Source organism: Pontibacillus yanchengensis, assembly GCF_009856295.1.
Classification (GTDB): domain Bacteria; phylum Bacillota; class Bacilli; order Bacillales; family BH030062; genus Pontibacillus; species Pontibacillus yanchengensis_A.
Genome location: NZ_WMEU01000006.1, coordinates 83,399 through 102,969 on the forward strand (window position 1 = coordinate 83,399; position 19,571 = coordinate 102,969).

At 38.6% G+C, this 19,571-nt stretch carries 21 protein-coding genes; 20 read left to right on the forward strand and 1 reads right to left on the reverse strand.

Annotation, left to right across the window (positions count from 1 at the left end; translation table 11 throughout):
- Window positions 1–200 precede the first annotated feature (200 nt).
- The 20 genes from GLW08_RS16760 (at window position 201) to GLW08_RS16850 (ending at window position 17,112) form a co-directional block, all read left to right on the forward strand.
- Window positions 201–1,427 carry an acyl-CoA dehydrogenase gene (locus tag GLW08_RS16760; protein WP_160849803.1) on the forward strand — a complete coding sequence of 409 codons (1,227 nt, stop codon included), beginning with the start codon at window positions 201–203 and terminating at the stop codon, window positions 1,425–1,427.
- Window positions 1,424–2,203 carry an SDR family oxidoreductase gene (locus tag GLW08_RS16765; RefSeq protein WP_160849804.1) on the forward strand — a complete coding sequence of 260 codons (780 nt, stop codon included), beginning with the start codon at window positions 1,424–1,426 and terminating at the stop codon, window positions 2,201–2,203. The genes GLW08_RS16760 and GLW08_RS16765 overlap by 4 nt, the downstream gene beginning before the upstream one ends.
- 26 nt (window positions 2,204–2,229) lie before the next feature.
- Window positions 2,230–2,793: a TetR/AcrR family transcriptional regulator gene (locus GLW08_RS16770; RefSeq protein WP_160849805.1), complete on the forward strand. Its 564-nt coding sequence runs from the start codon at window positions 2,230–2,232 to the stop codon at window positions 2,791–2,793.
- A gap of 22 nt (window positions 2,794–2,815) precedes the next feature.
- Window positions 2,816–3,697 carry a 3-hydroxyacyl-CoA dehydrogenase family protein gene (locus GLW08_RS16775; protein ID WP_423808700.1) on the forward strand — a complete coding sequence of 294 codons (882 nt, stop codon included), beginning with the start codon at window positions 2,816–2,818 and terminating at the stop codon, window positions 3,695–3,697.
- Window positions 3,698–3,711: 14 nt separating this feature from the next.
- On the forward strand, window positions 3,712–4,107 hold the full coding sequence (locus GLW08_RS16780) for an acyl-CoA thioesterase (protein WP_160849806.1): 396 nt from the start codon (window positions 3,712–3,714) through the stop codon (window positions 4,105–4,107).
- Window positions 4,108–4,124: 17 nt separating this feature from the next.
- Entirely contained in the window at window positions 4,125–5,177 is a 1,053-nt protein-coding gene (locus GLW08_RS16785; protein ID WP_160849807.1) for a phosphotransferase family protein, read from the forward strand.
- Window position 5,178: 1 nt separating this feature from the next.
- Window positions 5,179–5,937: a 2-phosphosulfolactate phosphatase gene (locus GLW08_RS16790; RefSeq protein WP_160849808.1), complete on the forward strand. Its 759-nt coding sequence runs from the start codon at window positions 5,179–5,181 to the stop codon at window positions 5,935–5,937.
- The gene (locus GLW08_RS16795; RefSeq protein ID WP_160849809.1) at window positions 5,912–7,684 is read left to right on the forward strand and encodes an acyl-CoA dehydrogenase family protein; all 1,773 of its coding nucleotides are present in this window, start codon (window positions 5,912–5,914) and stop codon (window positions 7,682–7,684) included. The genes GLW08_RS16790 and GLW08_RS16795 overlap by 26 nt, the downstream gene beginning before the upstream one ends.
- A 13-nt stretch (window positions 7,685–7,697) precedes the next feature.
- Window positions 7,698–8,483, forward strand: coding sequence for an enoyl-CoA hydratase/isomerase family protein (locus GLW08_RS16800; RefSeq protein WP_160849810.1), 786 nt, complete (start codon window positions 7,698–7,700; stop codon window positions 8,481–8,483).
- Between the two features lie 11 nt (window positions 8,484–8,494).
- Window positions 8,495–9,469, forward strand: coding sequence for a quinone oxidoreductase family protein (locus GLW08_RS16805; RefSeq protein WP_160849811.1), 975 nt, complete (start codon window positions 8,495–8,497; stop codon window positions 9,467–9,469).
- A gap of 510 nt (window positions 9,470–9,979) precedes the next feature.
- Window positions 9,980–10,129, forward strand: a complete 150-nt coding sequence (locus tag GLW08_RS16810) for a hypothetical protein (RefSeq protein ID WP_160849812.1) — start codon at window positions 9,980–9,982, stop codon at window positions 10,127–10,129.
- Between the two features lie 598 nt (window positions 10,130–10,727).
- Window positions 10,728–10,910, forward strand: coding sequence for a hypothetical protein (locus GLW08_RS21705; RefSeq protein WP_202406238.1), 183 nt, complete (start codon window positions 10,728–10,730; stop codon window positions 10,908–10,910).
- 79 nt (window positions 10,911–10,989) lie between these two features.
- Window positions 10,990–11,469 (forward strand): PH domain-containing protein, encoded by a 480-nt coding sequence (locus GLW08_RS16815; RefSeq protein ID WP_160849813.1) that lies wholly within the window; start codon window positions 10,990–10,992, stop codon window positions 11,467–11,469.
- Window positions 11,466–12,923 (forward strand): PH domain-containing protein, encoded by a 1,458-nt coding sequence (locus GLW08_RS16820; protein WP_160849814.1) that lies wholly within the window; start codon window positions 11,466–11,468, stop codon window positions 12,921–12,923. The genes GLW08_RS16815 and GLW08_RS16820 overlap by 4 nt, the downstream gene beginning before the upstream one ends.
- Before the next feature lie 15 nt (window positions 12,924–12,938).
- Complete coding sequence (locus GLW08_RS16825; protein WP_160849815.1) at window positions 12,939–13,439, forward strand: AAA family ATPase; 501 nt, start codon at window positions 12,939–12,941, stop codon at window positions 13,437–13,439.
- A 37-nt stretch (window positions 13,440–13,476) separates the two neighbouring features.
- Window positions 13,477–14,136 carry an HAD family hydrolase gene (locus GLW08_RS16830; RefSeq protein ID WP_160849816.1) on the forward strand — a complete coding sequence of 220 codons (660 nt, stop codon included), beginning with the start codon at window positions 13,477–13,479 and terminating at the stop codon, window positions 14,134–14,136.
- A gap of 110 nt (window positions 14,137–14,246) precedes the next feature.
- Window positions 14,247–14,714, forward strand: coding sequence for a GNAT family N-acetyltransferase (locus GLW08_RS16835; RefSeq protein ID WP_423808702.1), 468 nt, complete (start codon window positions 14,247–14,249; stop codon window positions 14,712–14,714).
- Between the two features lie 124 nt (window positions 14,715–14,838).
- Window positions 14,839–15,507, forward strand: a complete 669-nt coding sequence (locus GLW08_RS16840; RefSeq protein WP_160849818.1) for an HAD family hydrolase — start codon at window positions 14,839–14,841, stop codon at window positions 15,505–15,507.
- A 184-nt stretch (window positions 15,508–15,691) separates the two neighbouring features.
- Entirely contained in the window at window positions 15,692–15,865 is a 174-nt protein-coding gene (locus GLW08_RS16845; RefSeq protein ID WP_160849819.1) for a hypothetical protein, read from the forward strand.
- A 296-nt stretch (window positions 15,866–16,161) separates the two neighbouring features.
- A complete protein-coding gene (locus GLW08_RS16850; protein ID WP_160849820.1) occupies window positions 16,162–17,112 on the forward strand; it encodes an LCP family protein in 951 nt (316 codons plus the stop codon).
- Window positions 17,113–17,832: 720 nt separating this feature from the next.
- On the opposite strand, the gene GLW08_RS16860 is transcribed toward GLW08_RS16850, so the two are convergent.
- Entirely contained in the window at window positions 17,833–19,269 is a 1,437-nt protein-coding gene (locus GLW08_RS16860) for an NADP-dependent glyceraldehyde-3-phosphate dehydrogenase (protein WP_160849974.1), read from the reverse strand.
- Window positions 19,270–19,571 lie beyond the last annotated feature (302 nt).

The following is a 19,571-nucleotide window of genomic DNA, read 5'->3' on the forward strand; positions in this document are numbered from 1 at the left end:
AAAGTAACCTCATAATGCTTCATACATGTAAATGAAGACCTAAGACTAAAACGAGTATTCCAGTTAACCGGGGATATTCGTTTTTTTATACAGAATTTGTATATAGTCATAAGTAAATACTTGAATTTTCAGAATAATAAACGTACAATAAACGTAACATACTAACTGGTTAGTATGTGAGTGAATAAAGGGGGAACTTTATGCATTTCGATTACTCCGACAAAGTCAATGCCTACATAAACCAAATACGAGCTTTTATGAATGAATACGTGTATCCAAATGAGAGTGTTTATGAACAACAGTTGCAGGAGCAAGAGACACGTTTCTCTGACGTCCCTCCGATTATAGAAGAGTTGAAAAGGAAAGCTAAAGCGGAAGGACTTTGGAATTTATTCTTACCCAATAGTACATATGGCGCAGGGTTAACGAATCTAGAATATGCTCCTCTTTGTGAAGAAATGGGACGAAGTTTGATAGGACCAGAAGTATTTAATTGTAATGCTCCAGATACAGGAAATATGGAAGTACTTGAACGCTATGGAACAGAAGAGCAAAAGAAGCAATGGCTTGAACCGCTTTTAGAAGGAGATATACGTTCCTGCTTTTCGATGACAGAGCCGGATGTTGCTTCTTCTGATGCGACCAATATTGAGGCGCGGATTGAACGTGATGGGGATGATTATATTCTTAATGGTCGTAAATGGTGGTCATCAGGGGCAGGAGATCCTAGATGCAAGGTGGCCATTTTCATGGGAAAGACAGATCCAGAAGCACCTCGCCATAAACAACAATCTATGATTCTAGTACCACTTGATACACCTGGAGTGAATATCAACCGAATGTTGCCGGTTTATGGATATGACCATGCTCCTCATGGGCACGCAGAAATTGATTTTGAGAACGTGCGTGTACCAGCAAACAATATCATTTTAGGAGAGGGAAGAGGATTTGAAATTGCTCAAGGGCGACTTGGTCCGGGGAGAATACATCATTGCATGAGATTGATTGGTGCTGCAGAGAGAGCACTTGATGATTTATGTAAGCGCGTACAAAATCGAGTAGCCTTTCACCAGCCGTTATCAGAACAAGGAGTGGTGAGGGAGTGGATTGCTGATTCCCGTATAGAAATAGAGCAAGCAAGGCTATTAACGCTTAAAGCTGCCTACATGATGGACACTGTCGGAAATAAGCAGGCAAAATCTGAAATTGCCATGATTAAAGTAGTAGCACCAAATATTGCTTTGAACGTCATCGACCGTGCTATTCAAGCTCATGGTGCAGCTGGTGTAAGTGAGGATTTTACATTAGCAGCCCAATGGGCAAACTCAAGAACGCTGCGGTTAGCGGATGGTCCTGATGAGGTTCATAGACGACAAGTGGCCAAGTTAGAATTAGCGAAACATCAAAAGGAGGGAATTCGGAAATGAGCGTGAAACAGTTATTCGATTTAACTGGGAAAACAGCGATTGTAACTGGTGGTGGAAGAGGACTAGGCGAACAAATCTCAGAAGGCTTTGCGGAAGCCGGAGCAAATCTTGTCCTATGTTCCAGAAAAAAAGATGCTTGTGAAGCAGTAGCTTTGCGCCTAAAGGAAGAGTATAAGGTGGAAACATTAGCTTTAGAATGTGATGTGACCAATCCTGAAGATATAAACCAAGTTGTAACCAAAGCTAGAGAGATGTTTGGATCCATTGATATCTTAGTTAATAATAGTGGTGCTACGTGGGGAGCTCCTTCCTTGGAAATGCCATTAGAAGCATGGCAAAAAGTAATGAACGTTAATACGACAGGTACGTTTTTAATGGCCCAAGCTGTTGGGAAGGAAATGGTTGAGCAAAAATCGGGTAAGATTATCAATATTTCTTCCGTAGCTGGATTAGGTGGAGTAGATCCACGCTTTATGGATACGGTTGGCTACAATGCCAGTAAGGGTGCACTCATTACGTTAACCAAAGATTTAGCGGTTAAGTGGGGGCCATATGGTGTGAACGTGAACGCCATTGCACCAGGTTTTTTCCCAACTAAAATGTCTAAAGGTGTTCTGGAGCAAGGAGGAGATTATATTCTAGACAGAACGCCATTAAATCGATTTGGAAGGGAAGAAGATCTAAAAGGAGCAGCATTATTCTTGGCATCGAAAGCGTCGGATTATGTTACAGGAGATATACTCACGGTGGATGGTGGCATGCACGCACACGCTTAATACAACAAACGAGAGGGATTTTCGCCATGAGAGAAAAAATCATCAATACAAGCATTGCACTTTTTGGAGAGCGAGGATTTCGAGAAACATCGATACAAGATATTACGAACGCATTAGGGGTGACGAAAGGGACCTATTACTACTATTTTACAAACAAAGTAGATGTGCTGATGCATATTCACTTGAGATTTATTGATGGCTTATTAGAGCAGCAAGCAACAATCCTGAATGATTCAACAACATCCAATCAGGAAAAGCTCTATGACATCGTCGGTATGATCATTCGTAATATAAAATCCGGCGCTCAAAGTGCTCGGGTGTTTTTTCGAGAGATGCGCCACTTAAGTGATGATCATCTAGCAAAGGTCTTACCAAAACGCGACAAGTTTCAACGGAATGTTCAAGATGTTATAGAACAAGGAATGGAAAAAGGGGAATTTCGTAAAGATTTAAGGCCAGATATGCTTTCATTTGCTGTTTTAGGCGTAGCTAATTGGAGTTACTTTTGGTATGAGCCTGATGGTGAAGTCACGGAGGAAGAATTAACGGATATTTATATGGCGATGATTTTTGAAGGAATCAAAATGTGAGATAAAAAGGAGGAGTAAACAGGTGAGTACTATACGAAATGTAGCTGTTGTTGGGGCGGGTAGTATGGGGCATCAAATTGCAATGCTAAGTGCTTTGGGCGGATATCAAACGTACCTTCAAGATATCAATGAAGCATCGTTAGAGAAGGCAAAAGAAACATTAGAAGGAATCATGAACAAGTGGGTGACAAAAGGGAAGATCTCCGAGGAAGAGAAGGATGCAGCTTTTAGTCGTTTATCCTTCACACCTAGCTTAGAAGAGGCAGGTAATCAAGCTGATTTTGTCATTGAAGCGGTGGTGGAGAAGCTTGCCGTGAAACGAGAAGTGTTTGCCAAACTTGATGAGATTACGCCTAGTCATGCCATTTTAGCTACCAATAGCTCAACGATTGTAAGTTCACTGATTGCGGATGTAACAAACCGTCCAGAAAAAATATGTAATATGCATTTCTTCTTTCCACCACTTGTGATGGATTGTATTGAAGTTGTAAAAGGTGATCATACCTCAGAAGAGGCCGCATCTATTGCGATGGAAGTAAGCGAGCAAATGAATCGTACTGCTGTTCAATTGAATAAGGAGATATCTGGCTTTATAGCGAATCGATTATTATTTGCCATACAAAGAGAAGCAATTAGTTTATATGAGAACGGCTATGCTAATTTTGAAGATATCGATGTAATAACTAAGAAAGCATTAGGACATCCGCTAGGACCATTTGAGTTAATGGACTTATCAGGCATTGATGTTTGTTGTTATGTTATGCAACAACATTATGAAGAAACCGGGAACGTGGAAGATAAGCCTTCTACTACGATGATGGAAAAGATGGAAGCAGGAGAGCTTGGGAGTAAGACAGGAAAAGGTTTTTATCAGTATGATGAATCTGGAAAAATCCATTCATAGTGAGGTGATAGTGTATGCATAAGCATGAAGTGGTGGTTCGTTTTTGTGAAACGGATATGTTAGGTCACGTGAATAATAAAAACTACTTTGTCTATTTGGAAGATGCACGGATTCAGTTCTTTTATGATGCTGCCGTGATTGGGGAGAAGTGGAATTACGTCTTAGCTTCTACAAAATGTGACTTTGTGAGTCAGGCATTTTTTCATCAAACGCTTATTATTGAAAGCATGATCTCCCGTATTGGGAATAGTAGTTTCCAATTAGACCAAAACATATTAGATAAAGACACAGGAAACCTCATTGCTAAAGGGGAGTCTACCATTGTTTGCTTTAATTTTGATAAGCAAGCAAGTGAAAAACTATCGGATGAAGTTCGTGCGAATCTAGAAAACTATTTAATGAATGTGTAGAGGAGTGATGATAAGCAATGCAGGACACTATACCTGTGAGACAAGGGGAAGAAGTCGATAAAAACATACTTGAGAAGTTCATAAAAGAACAATTACCATTTCTTGATTCCTCGCCACTCGAAGTTCGTCAGTTCGGCACAGGGCATTCTAACTTAACGTATGAACTGAAGATTGGTGATTGGGAAGGGGTGCTGAGAAGACCGCCATTAGGGCCAGTAGCACCTAAAGCGCATGATATGGAACGTGAATACCGTATTTTGAAAGCGCTTTATGATAAATTTGATGTTGCACCTAAGCCTATATTACTTGGGGATGATTCCATTCTAGGTGCCCCTTTTTTTATTATGGAACGTCGACATGGCGTTGTGTTGGATACCGAATGGCCTGAAGATGTAAAGGATAAAGCTTCACTAGGCAAGTCGGTTTCTGAAACGATGGTTGATCAGCTTGTGAAGCTTCACTCTATTGATTATAGTGGCACAGCTCTTGAGGAAATGGGCAAGCCTGATGGATTTATGGAACGTCAGGTACACGGCTGGATAAAGAGATTCGACAGAGCTTTAACAGATGATGTGAAGAATGGAAATCGAGTGAAACAATGGCTAATGAAGCATATTCCCAGCTCAACAGATGCGACGGTTATTCACTACGACTATAAATTAAATAATGCGATGTTTGCAGAAGATGATTATTCCAAAATGGTTGGTTTATTTGATTGGGAAATGACAACGATAGGAGATCCGATGGCAGATCTCGCGGTTGCCATGACCTATTGGATAGAAGCTGATGATCCAGAAGAATTAAAACGTGGACTTGGGAAGCCACCTTTAACAGTAGAGGATGGATTTTATTCTCGTGAGGAGTTTATACAACGATATGCCGAGAAATCAGGACGAGATGTTCAACATATGGACTTCTATTTAACCTTTGCTTACTTTAAGTTAGCTGGGATTGTCCAGCAAATCTACTATCGTTACAAAAATGGACAAACGAATGATCAACGGTTTGCTTATATGAACCATTTCGTCAACCATTTGCTAGATGCTGCTGAGCAGACTGCGAGGATCTAGTGTGAGTAAAATCCAAGTTGTATTCAAAAAAGAAGATATAGAGCCAACCAAGTGGACGAATCATTCGGTTGCTGTCATTTTCGATGTTCTTTTAGCCACTTCTACGATTACTTCTGTTTTAGCAAATGGAGCAAAGGATGTCCTCCCTGTAGTGAATGAAGCAGAGGCGAAGAGGAAAGCTGCGGATCAAGTTGACGCTACCTATCTATTATCAGGTGAGTATAACGGAGTTACCATTCGGGATTTTCATCACCCTAATCCGCTATGGCTAAAAAAACATGTTTACAATCGACGCCTCATTCTTTCTACTACAAACGGAACGGTTGCCATTAAAAAATCAGAGCAAGCTTCTTCAATTTATATGGCATCCTTACTTAATGTTCAAGCAGTAGCGGAATGGCTCACTAAAAAACACAGTCACCACACCATTACGTTGGTTTGTGCAGGATCTGGAGGCTCCTTTTGTTTAGAAGACTTTTACGGTGCTGGTGCACTAGTGAGTAAATTGGTAGGTAAAGGTTCATGGGAGATGTCTGATTCAGCAAAGGCCGCATTGTTATTCTATGAACAGTACATAGATTCAGCGTTTTCCTTGTTTCAACAATCAAAAGTAGGTGAAATGCTGCTGAACTATGGATTGGAAAAGGATTTACATTATGTCGCTAGAGAGAATGTGTATGAGACTGTTCCGCTCTATTCTTCTCGAGAAGGACTAATAAAGGAGGTTAACAGCTATGCATCCAGTGGACAGGAAGATTAGTGGTGCACAGTTTCTATTATCCAGTGTGGAGATAGAAGATGTATTTACACCAGAAGAACTTTCCGATGAACATCGTATGATTCAAAATACAGCACTTCAGTTTATTGAAAAAGAAGTACATGCAAAGCGAAATCAAATCGAAAATCAGGATTTTGAATTAGTAGCTTCCTTAATGCGTGAAGCAGGGGGTATTGGTTTACTTGGTCATAGTATTCCCGAACGTTTTGGAGGCCTAGGACTAGATAAAGTAAGTAAAGGGATTGTTGGAGAAGCGCTAGGAAGTGGAAGTGGCTATTCGGTTGCCCATAGTAATCATACTTGTATTGCTACGCTACCTATTACGTACTTTGGGACAAAGGAGCAGAAAGAAAAGTACCTCCCTAAGCTTGCATCTGGTGAATACCTCGGAGCCTATTGCCTTACCGAGCCAGAAGCTGGTTCTGATGCCTTATCTGCTAAAACGACAGCAGTGTTAAACGAAGAAGGCACGCACTATCTATTAAATGGTACAAAAATTTATATTACAAATGCCAGTTTTGCTGATACGTTTATTGTTTACGCCAAGGTCGATGGAGAGCATTTTTCCTCTTTTATTGTAGAGAAGGATTTTCCTGGCCTTACTATTGGCCCAGAGGAACAAAAAATGGGAATTAAAGGGTCATCTACTTGCTCCGTCATTATGGAAGATTGTAAGGTACCTAGAGAAAATCTTCTAGGCGAAGTCGGGAAGGGGCATCTTATTGCACTTAATGTTTTGAATCTTGGACGATTTAACTTAGGATTTGCGACTACTGGAGCTGCCAAGGAAGTGATGAATCTTACCTTAAGACAAATTACAGAGCGTAAACAGTTTGGAAGGAGTATAGCAGATTTTCCAGCAAGTAAGGAAAAGGTAGCGGTCATGGCTAGCAAGTTGTTTGCTGCTGAATCTGTAATGTATAGAACGGCAGGATTGGTTGAATCAGCTCTAGAAGATATGTATGACTCTGAAGATCATAAACAAGTTGCCAAAGCAATGAATGAACACTCACTCGAATCTGCAATCTGTAAAGTGATTGGTTCCGAGACGTTGGATGAACTCGTTGATGAAGGCGTTCAACTTCATGGGGGAGCAGGTTTTATAAAGGAATATCCAATCGAGCAAGCTTATCGAGATGCTAGAATCAATCGTATTTTTGAAGGAACCAATGAGATTAATCGCTTATTAATTCCTGGAGGTTTTTTTAAGAAGATAGCCAAAGAGAACGTAGATATACAGTCAATCATAGAAGAAGCTCAGTATGCCTTACAACTTGATGATTCACTGGAAGGTGCTACCTCAATAGATCAACTTAACCATGCTGTGAAAACATTTCGTCGTATGTTCCTAGTGTGTGCTGGAGCTGCCTATGAAACGTATGGAGAGCATATCAAAGAAGAACAAGAAACACTTATGAAACTTGCTGATATAGCAATTTCTTTATATGCCGCTGAATCAGTTGTAGCACGAGCCCAAAAGGCATTGGAAAATCGTGATTCAAAAGTGGACTTAAAAGTAAATTTAGCTACGACGTTTGTAGAAGAGTGCATTTGGACAGTCGATCGTTGTGCCAAGCAGTTAGGTTCAAGCTTATTAAAAGGAAATATTCGTTCGCAGTTTTTAACAATGGTATCGAATAAGCTTACATCATATATAACAGAAAACCGTAATGAACGTAATCGTTGGATAGCTGATCAAATGTATGAATCAGCAAAATTTATACGTTAGGGAGGAAATAAGAATGATAGAGGGAAATGAACATTTACACATAAACGTGGAAGGTCCGATTTTATCTTGTACGCTTAACAGACCAGATCGGTTAAATGCGTTTAGTGAAGAAATGATTACGGGGTTAAAGCGGGCCGTGGAAGAGGCTGATCATAATGAAGCAATTAAAGTTATTACAATATCTGGTGCAGGGCGTTCGTTTTCAGCTGGTGGAGATGTAAAAGAAATGGGAAACGCGACTGCCAATCACATTTATGATCATGTTGGTGAGCTAAATGAACTTGTCATGGCTATGAGGAATTGTTCTAAACCTATTGTTGCTATAGTTCATGGGTTTGCGGCTGGTGCTGGCTGGAATGTTGCCCTGGCATGTGATCAAATCCTAGCTGCAGAAGAAAGTCAGTTTGTTCTAAGCTTTGCTCAAGTAGGTTTGGTTGCTGATGGTGGCGGGAGCTATTTTCTAACGAAGAAACTTGGTCCCTATAAAACAAAAGAGCTTCTATTTAATGCTGAACCGATTACGGCTAACTATGCAAATGAATTAGGATTAGTGAATCGCTTGTACCCACAAAATGAACTGGAGGATCAGGCGAGGGCTTACGTTCAAAAACTTGCAATGGGACCTGGAAGAGCGTTCGAAATGATGAAGAAATTAGTCAATCAGGCAGAAACCTCTGACTTGGCTAGTGTTTTGGAGCAAGAACGGATAGCCCAAACGTTTATGATTAGTACCGAAGACCATCAAGAAGGTGTGCAAGCTTTTACCAATAAACGAAAACCAACCTTTACAGGAAAATAAGGAGGAAAAAAATGAAGGCTATTCAATTTGAAGATTATGGCGGTCCTGACGTACTAGAAATGAAGGAGATTACAAAACCTCAACCAGGAGAGGGAGAGGTGGTATTAAAAGTGGAAGCCATTGGTGTGAACTATGCGGATACAGCAAGGCGTGAGGGAGCGTATGTTGTACCTACTCCTTTACCATTTATACCAGGAGCAGAAGTTGCCGGAGTGGTAGAGGAAGTTGGAGAAAATGTTACAACTGTAAATAAAGGCGATCGTGTTGTGACACTCATAGAGAAAGGCGGTTACGCAGAATATGCTACAGCGAACGCTCAAACATTAATACCCATTCCAGAAGGTGTAACTTCTGAGACAGCTGTAGCGCTCCCGTTACAAGGGCTTACTGCTTATCATATCATCACAACCATGGGGCGTTTAGAAAAAGGAGAAACCATCCTAGTCCATGCCGGAGCTGGAGGAGTTGGCTCACTAGCTATTCAACTCGCCAATCACTTTGGAGCTGGGATGGTTATTGCTACAGCGAGTACAGAAGAAAAATTACAATTAGCCAAAGACTTAGGAGCGGATGCCGTCATAAATTATACGGAGTCTAATTGGCGAGAACAAGTTCTTGAGGCTACAGGTGGCAAAGGTGTAGACGTAGCTCTAGAAATGGCAGGTGGAGATGTGTTTCATGAAACCGTAAAATGTATGAGATCTTTTGGTCGTGTAGTCGTGTACGGGGTTGCGAGTGGGGAACCAGCACTAATGTATCCATCTGGTTTGATGAACCGTAACTTATCTGTGATTGGGTTTTTCCTTCCGCAGATTATGAAACGAAGAGAATTACTGATGAGTAGTATGAAGGAATTATTAATGCTAACACAATCCGGGGATCTAAAACTAACCATTGGAGGAGTTTATCCTCTCTCAGAAGCTGCTAATGTGCATGAATTGATGCAAGGAAGAAAGACGAAAGGCAAGCTTGTACTTGTACCATAGGAAACATTTTAAAAGAGCAATAGATTTCCCATAAAGAGAATGTTTCCTTTTATAAAGATGAATCGAAGTAAGATTTGAATATTGTATTGTTAAGTTAAAAAAGGTGGCCTATTAGTGATCTCTAGTAGGTCACCCTTTTTTGTTGTCTAGCGTACTATAAACGGGTTAAGTTTTTGGATAACTTTGATAAAGTGATGTGGCCACGTCCAGCTCCAGCGGCCAGCGACTAGCAAACTTCCTGCACCTCCTTACGATAAGTCAACATCGAACCGCTACAGCTCTTCGTGTTTCCTTTATCTCATACGGAATCAGGTGAAGTTCGATTAAAATCGCTACGTCACGTAGCAACTCGAACCAACCCGTCGTGTGGGCCGCAGCATATACGTCGCTAAGCGGGCACTTGCGCTTTTCTTGCAGGATTACCCAATCAATTTACTACAAGGTGTTTATATGGTAAATTGTGGTTATATTTTTACGGTACTATCACTCGTTATGGTAAGGAGAGGTTTCGTGTCTGATAAAGATCATAAGGATGAGAAGAGTTTGAAAGAATCATTTTTTGGATGTCTAGCAGATGGATGTACGGTAGTTAGTTGCTTAAGTATTCTTTTACTAATCATGACTATTTTAAGTGTGCCAACCATCTTGTTAGTATTTTAATTGGATGGAGGTGTTGCTAGCAAATTTCGAAAAAAAATAAATGACAAGATCGTAACCTTTCAAAATAGATATGGCATCAAAAGTTGTAACAAGCTGTACCTTAGTATGTTTGAACAACATAATTCTATTGGTGGTTCAGGTACCGATTGGTTTCTCTTTTATGTAAAAGTCTTTTTCTTATCTACTTAGAAATTGTAGTGTGTTTTCAACAAAAGAATGATAGTACGGTAGAAAAAGGTCGCCATAAGTGACTTATGATCAATAAAGGGATGATGAAGCTTGCAAGAACTTAACTGGATTGCATTTATATTTATTGGTTTAATCGTTTACACAGTCATCTTACTTTACATATATGAATCTGCTCCATCGTAAATCAACTAAACTCTAATGTAGTAATAGGACTTCTTGTTGCTATTCTTTATAAGCTGAATAACAATTAGCCTGCATTTTACATGTTTGTGCCAGCTATGTAGTTATGTAATGTAACGCTTACATGTAAGCCTGAATGTAGTATAGAAATGAGAGTGAAACGAATCCATCTTCCATACGTATAAAAAGGTGTTGAAATTTTAGGTGAGCAGCATAAGGGGGAAGATTAGTGATTCACAATAAACAAATGTTTTTCATCGGTATGTTCTTTATTGGTGTACTTTCTTTTTTTACAGGAGAACTAGTTACATTTGTAATGTTATTTTTGATCTTAATTAGTCTTGATCGCCTGAATCAAACGATTGAAAGGTTTTATCATGATTGGAAAGAGAATAAGAATCCACCTTCCTAGCTCACCTTTGTTTCCATTTCATGATAATAGTTGTTACACTATGAAAGCATCTATTAAGCATCAGAAAGGAAGAAAACTGTTGGAAGAAGAAATGGAGAGTTTACCGCTACCTAAGGAAGCTACATCATACTTTCGTATTACATATTTATCTGAGTTACTTATTAACCTTATCCTATCAACAGGAGTAGCCGTAGCATTATATTTTTCAGCTCTGTCCATTGGGTATGCCATTCCGTTGTTTGTGATTACGATTCTATGGATTATATATCGATGGAGCTGGTATGCAGAACAGAGAAGAAAGAATGTGTGGTATCAAATTTATGAAGACCGGATTGTCCTCCATAATGGGGTTTGGGCCAAGAATTTAGTTACGATACCAATGTTCCGTGTACAGCACGTTTCTATTAGACGGGGGCCTCTACTACGTCATTATAAATTATCTACTGTAACGTTTTATACAGCCGGTAGTGCGTATGATATATCTGGTATGCAGGTAGATAAGGCTCAGGAAGTGAAGGATGTCGTCATTTCCTTAGCGAAGGCGAGGGAAGAATATTGAATCGTCAACACCCCTTCGCAATGGTGCAATATATGTTTACTTTCATAAAAGGATTTATATTTTGGTTAATTGTCATATCCTTTTCAGAGATTCGTAAAGGCCAATATCTTTTCCCTTCGTTGTACTTAATAGGAATGATGTTGATTGGGTTTGTCATTGGTTTACTACGCTGGCTTAATACGAGCTATGATTTGGATGAAGAACATTTTCATTTGAAAAAAGGAATCATTTCTAAGACGCATGAAACGTACCCTCATATAAAAATATCTGGAATTCATTATCAATCCAACCGCTTGTTGGAATCCCTTGGGTTAACTAGTATTTCAATCGAAACGGCTGGTAAAGCGACAGGGGCTAGTGCAACTCTATTTCTAAAAAAAGAAGAAGCCTATAAGCTTGAGCAAAATATCATTTATTATGCCCAAGAGTCAGGGAATGAAGAGTTGACAGCCAATGATGAAGAGAGTACTGAGGATAAAAAGAGAAATGATTTCGTTCTTCCTTGGAAATATCTTATTATCATGAGTGCTACTTCTAATTCCTTTTATATTGGTTTTGCAATTATAATATCGTCCCTCAACCAAGTATATGATGTATTATCCTCCATGTTCGAGAATTCCTTCTTGTTTTCAAAGGTTGAGGAGTTTTCGTTATCAGGCCTGTTTCTAAGTAATCCGGCGTTATTTTTTACGATGATCCTTATTTCAGCACTTGGTTCATGGGCAATCGGAATCATTATTCTGAGTCTTCGTTATGCGAATTTTACAGTACGAAGAGAACAAAACACGATACATATTTCCTATGGTCTTTGGACAATGAAGAATATTTCATTGGAGGTCGATCGAATTCAGGCTATTCGTGTGCAAGAGGGAGTCGTCCGCAGGTGGATTGGATTTAATTCAGTTGCGTTCGACAGTATAGGTTTTGATGCTACAGGGGAAGCGGAAGAAGCGGTTCTCCTACCTTTAGTAAAGCGAAATCAAACATGGTCTCTTATCAATAAAATAGTACCTGAATTTTATGTAGAGCCTAATCTAACGTATTCACCAGTTCGTGCCCGGATACGCTTCTATCTAAGAGGAGCAATATTCCCACTACTGGTTATAGTTGGAGCTGGATTTATTTGGTCAATGTTGTGGTGGTTAGGTGTCATTGCACCGTTGTTAGTCTATCTATCGGAATTGCGCTATCGAGACAACGGGATTCAGACTGTTTCCAATAAAGTCATTACGTCTAGTAGGCTCATACAAAAAGAAACAGTTGTTATCCCATGGCAAGGACTGCAGTCTGTTATGAGGAGAGAGAGCTTTTTCCAGCGGCGCCGCTCACTTGCTACATTTGAGTTAGCTGTTGCAACCGATCAGACGACGTTATTATATAAAGCTGCGGAGCTAGATACAAATCTATATCCTTCAATCATAGAGTTTTTACAACAAGAGGATTCTAGAAAATGAGGAGGATATGTGTATATGGAACATGCACCTTCTCTTAAAATTCATATTATTGGATCGGTTGGGAGCGGAAAAACAACCTTAGCCAGAAAGCTATCCAAAAAATATTCGATACCACATTATGAACTCGATAATGTGGTTTGGGAAAGACGAGATTCTGGAGATGACAGAAGAAGAACGGAGCAGGAACGAGATCACTATTTGAATAACCTGACTCAATCAAACGCTTGGGTTATAGAAGGGGTCCATTATGAATGGGTCTCTTCTAGTTTAAAAGCTGCGGATTACATTATTTTTTTAGATGTCGAATATAAAACAAGGCTACATAGAATTATTAGAAGGTTTGTCCTACAAAAAATTGGAATTGAAAGAGCTAATTATAAACCAAACCTTCATATTTTCAAGAAAATGTTCAAATGGAATGCCGATTTTGAAACACGTATGAAACCTGCCATGGAAGAAATGCTACACATTCATCAGGATAAGGTCATAAGGGTCGGCAATGGGAAAGATATATAGAACCAACTAAAATCATTACAAGAATAGGGTTGAGTACATGGTTAAGGCTGTATTATTTGATCTAGACGGCACACTCTTAAATCGGGATGCTTCCGTAAAAGCCTTTATACATAACCAATATGAACGGTTTCAAGCCTGCCTTAGTCGTATTCCAAAGCAAGAATACGCCAACCTCTTTATTCGTTTAGATGACAGAGGGTATGTTTGGAAAGATAAAGTATACCAACAAATAGTAGAAAAGTACTCATTAGCGGGTATTACTTGGGAAGCGCTTCTTACGGATTATATTAATCATTTTTGTGAGGATTGTGTTCCTTTTCCAAACCTAGTTCCCATGCTGGAAGAATTAAGGGGAAGAGGTTACAGATTAGGTATCATTTCGAATGGAAAAGGTGCGTTTCAATACAATAATATAAAAGCATTAGGTATCGAAGATTACTTTGACATCGTGTTGATCTCTCAATGGGAAGGGGTTAAGAAACCTAACCCATCCATTTTCATAAATGCATTACAGGAATTAAATGTCAACGCTGAGGATAGTGTGTTTGTAGGGGATCATCCTGAGAAAGATATTCTAGCAGCTAATATGGTAGGTATGAAAACGATCTGGAAGCAGGATCAACAATGGAGTCAGCCAGAGGCCGATTGGAATGTTCGTGATTTGCTAGAGTTACCTTATCTATTAGAATTTTTATAACGTTCATGAAAAATGGATGTTGCTTTTACTAATGGAGGAACGGGAAACACTTCTCTTTCATTGTTAATCTATTAAAGTTATTTAAAGTGATTTGGTAAAGGTAGGTTTATATCATGTATATTTTGAAACCATTAACGCAAACGCAAGCTGAAGAGATAGCATATAAGTGGCATTACGATGGTGACTATTCGTTTTATGATATGGAAGCGGATCAGGAAGACTTGTTGGAATTTTTAGATCCAGTACAACGCGGAGAGTCTTATTATGCTGTTTTTGATGAGTATCAAATGATAGGCTTTTTTAGCTTTGCGCAAAAGAATGACCATACCATAGATATAGGATTAGGTATGCGACCAGAAAACACAGGAGAGGGGAATGGGGAAGCCTTTGTACATGCTGGTATAGAATTTGCCAAAAGAACGTATCGCCCAACTCACATTACTCTTTCCGTAGCAACATTTAATAGAAGAGCTATTAAAGTTTACGAGAACATTGGTTTTCAAATAGAGGAAACCTTTATGCAGCCTACCAATGGAAGTTATTTTGAATTTGTTAGGATGGTTTATGAATGTGAGTAGAAAGTCTTCATGCTGTAATAGGAGTGAACGGATAAAGGTTAATGTGTACATATTGAAGAAGGTAATATGGCTTAGTAAAAATTATTTTTTGTAAACCATATTTTCATAGTGAAAGGAAGATTACATGATAAAAGCAATCATTTTCGATTTTGATGGCTTAATCTTTGATACAGAAACATTTGAACAACAATCGTTTGAAGAAGTGTTTGACCATTATCAAGAGAGCTTTCCTAAGGAAGAATGGCTAAAAAGTATTGGTAGCTCCACAGATTACAATCCTTATGAGGAACTTTTGAAACGTCATCACCATTTGTCTGAGGAAGAGGTAGAAAAACAACGAGAAGATCATTACCAGCGAATTATTCAAGATAAAGGACCACGTGCGGGTGTTATCGAATACATAAAAAGGGCAAAACAGTTACAACTACATCTATGCCTTGCTTCAAGTTCATCAAAAAAGTGGATTACCTCGCATCTACAAATGATTGGGATTGATATAAATCAATTTGATTTTATCAGTACTTCTGATGATGTGACACATGTAAAGCCTGATCCTGAGCTTTATAATAGAGTGCTAGGTCATTTCCATTTACATCCAAATGAAGCTATTGTGTTTGAAGATTCTCCTAATGGCTCACTCGCTGCCATTCGAGCTAGTATTCCTTGCGTAATTGTACCTAATAGTGTTACCAAAAATCTTCAATTTGATCATCGCATTTTGCTTCATCTCAACTCAAAAGAAGAAAAGAGTCTTGATGAAGTAATTGATTTTGTAGAAAATAGCTTTGGTTAATAAAGGTAATATTGCAGGAATAGTGATTAAAATTTGAAGAGAATCTAGGAGGTCATTCATCTGAAAATACTTGGATACCGCTATGTTACCGGTTTCTAAGGATAGTATGGATATGGTGGGTTTTTTTGAGAATACATTAGGTATTCCAAACAGTTAGGAACAGACAGAAGACTATCGAGGTGGGGTGCTTAAAGCTGGAGATAGTTGGCTTGAGTTCTGGAAAACGAGTGAAGGGATGCCTGAAATGACGATGTTGCAGTTAATTGTTGATGATGCTGATGGGTATGCACAATTTGTTAAATCAAACGGTGTAGAAGTTCAGGGACCTATGATAGAGCATGGGGAGAAAATGTATTGATTAACTGCACCCAATGGTATGCCTGTTACCCTTCAATCTTCTGTTACAATGGATAAATAATTAAGTAATTTTACAAAACGCCTATTGATGGGCGTTTTTTTGATGAGTTAGAAGTAAAAGAAAAAAGAATGGTAGATAATCCAATGGTAAAATAGTAATATCAGAATAAGTACGAAGCAATAAATTTGCATATAATGAACTGAAAAAGCTAGTAAAACTGAACTATTCCTTAAAAAATGACGCTATGTATATCTTAAGCTTGAACAACAATAGAATGAGTGGAAGGGGGATATGGGTTGGAAACAAATCGAATGGATAAACGAAAAAAGAAACGAAAACGAACAAAAATTCTTATAGGGTTATTTGCTCTTTTACTAGCACTGAGTGCATATGTGGTGTATGAATATTGGGCTGGAAAGCGTAGTGCTAATTCTGAAATGTCAATAGAAACGCAAACGGGGTCGGCCGATTTTAACGGTGAAGAATCACCTAAAGGTAAAACCAATGTCCTATTATTAGGTATTGATCAACGTGGGGATGAAGTGACAAGATCAGATACGATTATGATTGGTCAATATGATGCTGAAACGAACAAAGTGAAACTTGTATCCTTATTAAGAGATACATATGTGAATATACCGGGTTCAGGTTATCAAAAGTTAAATGCAGCATTTGCTTTGGGTGGACCAGAATTAATGAGAAAAACAATACAAGAGAATTTTGGTATCCATTTAAAGTATTACGCGGTTGTGGACTTTAATGGATTTGTGAATATTGTTGATACACTAGCTCCAAACGGGGTTGAAATAGAAGTGGAAAAGGATATGTACTATAAAGATGGCGCAGGTACAATTGATTTGAAACAAGGCAAGCAAAAATTAACTGGGAAAGAGCTTCTTGGGTATGCTCGTTTCCGGAATGATGCTAGGGGAGATTATGCACGAGTAGAAAGGCAACAGAAGGTTATGAAAGCTTTGAAAGATCAGACCCTTTCCTTTACTGGTATCACCAAACTCCCGAGAGTAATTGGAACCATTCAACCATATCTTGAAACAAATATGGGAGCTCCAGCCATTTTAGGATATAGTAAAAATCTCATCATTAATCCTCCGGAGCAAATAGAAACCCTCTCTATTCCTACAGACGTATATCATACGGATCAGTATGTCAATGGAATAGGAGCGGTTATTTCGCATAATGAGGAAGAAACAAGAAATAAAATTCAAGAATTCCTACGTGGAGAATAAAAGGTGATAATAAACCGATTGGCTCGATTCAAGAGTTGATCGGTTTATTTTTACCATAACTTGAATACCTTGTTTACGTGCAAAAAGTCTGTAGAGTCCATACATTCCCAAATATAGGCCAAAACAGAATAATTCTAGATTAATATAATACCATACGCCACTACCAAGGATATCTAATGGAGTACTCACGTCTGGTGTGCTTGCTAAGAATAAATGGTTCGTTCCGATTAGTCGATTAAGTATAAAGATAAATGCGGCGTACACATTTAAATACGCAAACATTTCCAATAATGATCGGAATGTTATCGTAGTAAAGGTGACTAGAATTAAAAAAACCCCAGTCCATGCAAGTGCCATGTGATGTAAGAAAAATTTCATATATTAAAAAGGAAAAAAAGTCCCTAACATAATAAGATGACTGGTAGATAGCACTTCAAATTTGTTCTGTATTTCTAGTTTGAACCACTGGGGCATGTATATCATCCTTTTCAAGGAATATATTACCAATCATTGTATCACGATTAATTATGAGCTTGGTAGAATTCTTTTATTAACTTCCTATTAAATCCTTGTAATGAATTCTAACGATAGAAAATGGGCGAAATAAATATAAAAAAGTAGTCCAGTTAAAGGTACAAAGAGAGCATTGTACTCAGAAACGGAACTACTTTTATTTTGTTGCTTTTTTCAAATCGTTATTACGAATGGGATTGCATTTACTTACATGTTAATGATGGTTACTTTGTCACGAACGACTGAAAGAAGGCTTTCTTGTATTCCTTGAACACCCAGGCCAGATGCTTTTACACCTAGGAATGGGAAGTGATCTGGACCACGTTCGGTTTTCGCATTTAATTGGACAGAACCTACTTCAAGTCTATTAGCGATAGAGATAGCTCTCTCTGTATCTTTAGAGAAGACACTAGCCTGTAAGCCATATTCAGATTCGTTGGCTAGGCGAATAGCTTCTTCTTGGTCAGATACTCGAATGATAGGAAGAACTGGACCAAATGGCTCTTCCCAAGCTACGTTCATATCAGATGTTACACGATCTAGAAGAGTTGGATATAACAAGTTATCTTCACGCTTGTCACCTGTTACTACCGTTGCGCCTTTTTCTTTTGCATCATCAATAAGATTTTGTACAGCATCAGCACTCTTCTGGTTGATTAGCGGAGTAATGGTTGCATTATCTTCTGGCATACCTACAGACAATTCGTCTACTTGAGTTTGAATTTTGCTAGCAAGTTCATCTGCGATTTCATCTTTAACAAGGACGCGTTTTATTGCAGTACAACGTTGTCCAGAGTAACTGTATGCTCCTTGTACAATCTCTTTTGCTGCTTTATCAAGGTCAGCATCTTCTAACACGATGGCTGGGTCTTTACCACCAAGCTCTAGAACTACTGGGATCATGGAAGATAATTCTGAAATATGACGACCTGTTCCAGTTCCACCAGTGAATGTAATCATATCAACACTTGGATGCTGTACAAGGAAATCTCCAATAACAGAACCTCGACCTGTAGCAATCGTCAAAAGTTCTTTTGGAAGTCCTGCATCGATAAGTGCCTCAACCATTTTAATACCACTAATGGCACCTTGTGTAGCAGGTTTAAAAATGACGCTATTTCCTTGCATTAATGCAGGTGCAATTTTGGATGCAGAAAGGTTTACTGGGTAATTGAATGGTCCAATAGCTAAAATCGTACCTAATGGAGCTTTCTCTACCATGCCAATTTTTTGTGGAGATCCACCTTTAAAGCCGTCACCACGTTTGACATCTCCATCTAAACGAAACGCTTCTTCTACTGTGTACCGGATGTAATCTGCAGTACGAGTTACTTCGGAAACCGCTGAACTTTTTTTCTTCGCTACTTCATTCATAATCGCATGTCCAATATCTTCTTTACGCTCCTCAAGAATATCTGCCCATTTCTTGAGAATGTCTCCTCGGTCTTGGATAGATTTAGATTCCCATGCCACTTGTGCTTCCACTGTAGATTGAATAGAAGCATCAAGTTCTTCCTGTGATAGAGAGGGAACCTGCCCTATTAGTTCATTTTTATGAGGGGAATAAATATCTACGGTTTTATGAGAACTACTTATGTTCCATTCTCCTTGAATTAAGGTTTTTACAGTTTGATTTGAAGTCAATGTCATGTTTAAAACTCCTTTTCATATTAGATATTCAATCATATAGTTATAATTTTTAAAACCTTTATATGTGTTTCGATCTTAGTTAACTATTGTATGACTGAAATATAAAATATGCAAAAGAAAAATATTATAACATAATGTAAGGGCTTAAGAAAGCGTTTTTATATAAAAACAACATAAATTTAATAAAATTTCACAAGGTAGGTAATGGATATAAAATGAAGATGTTGTTAGAGGGATTGGTAAAAAATTTTAATAAAAACCCTCAGGTGTGGATGAATAACCTGAGGGTTGTTTTA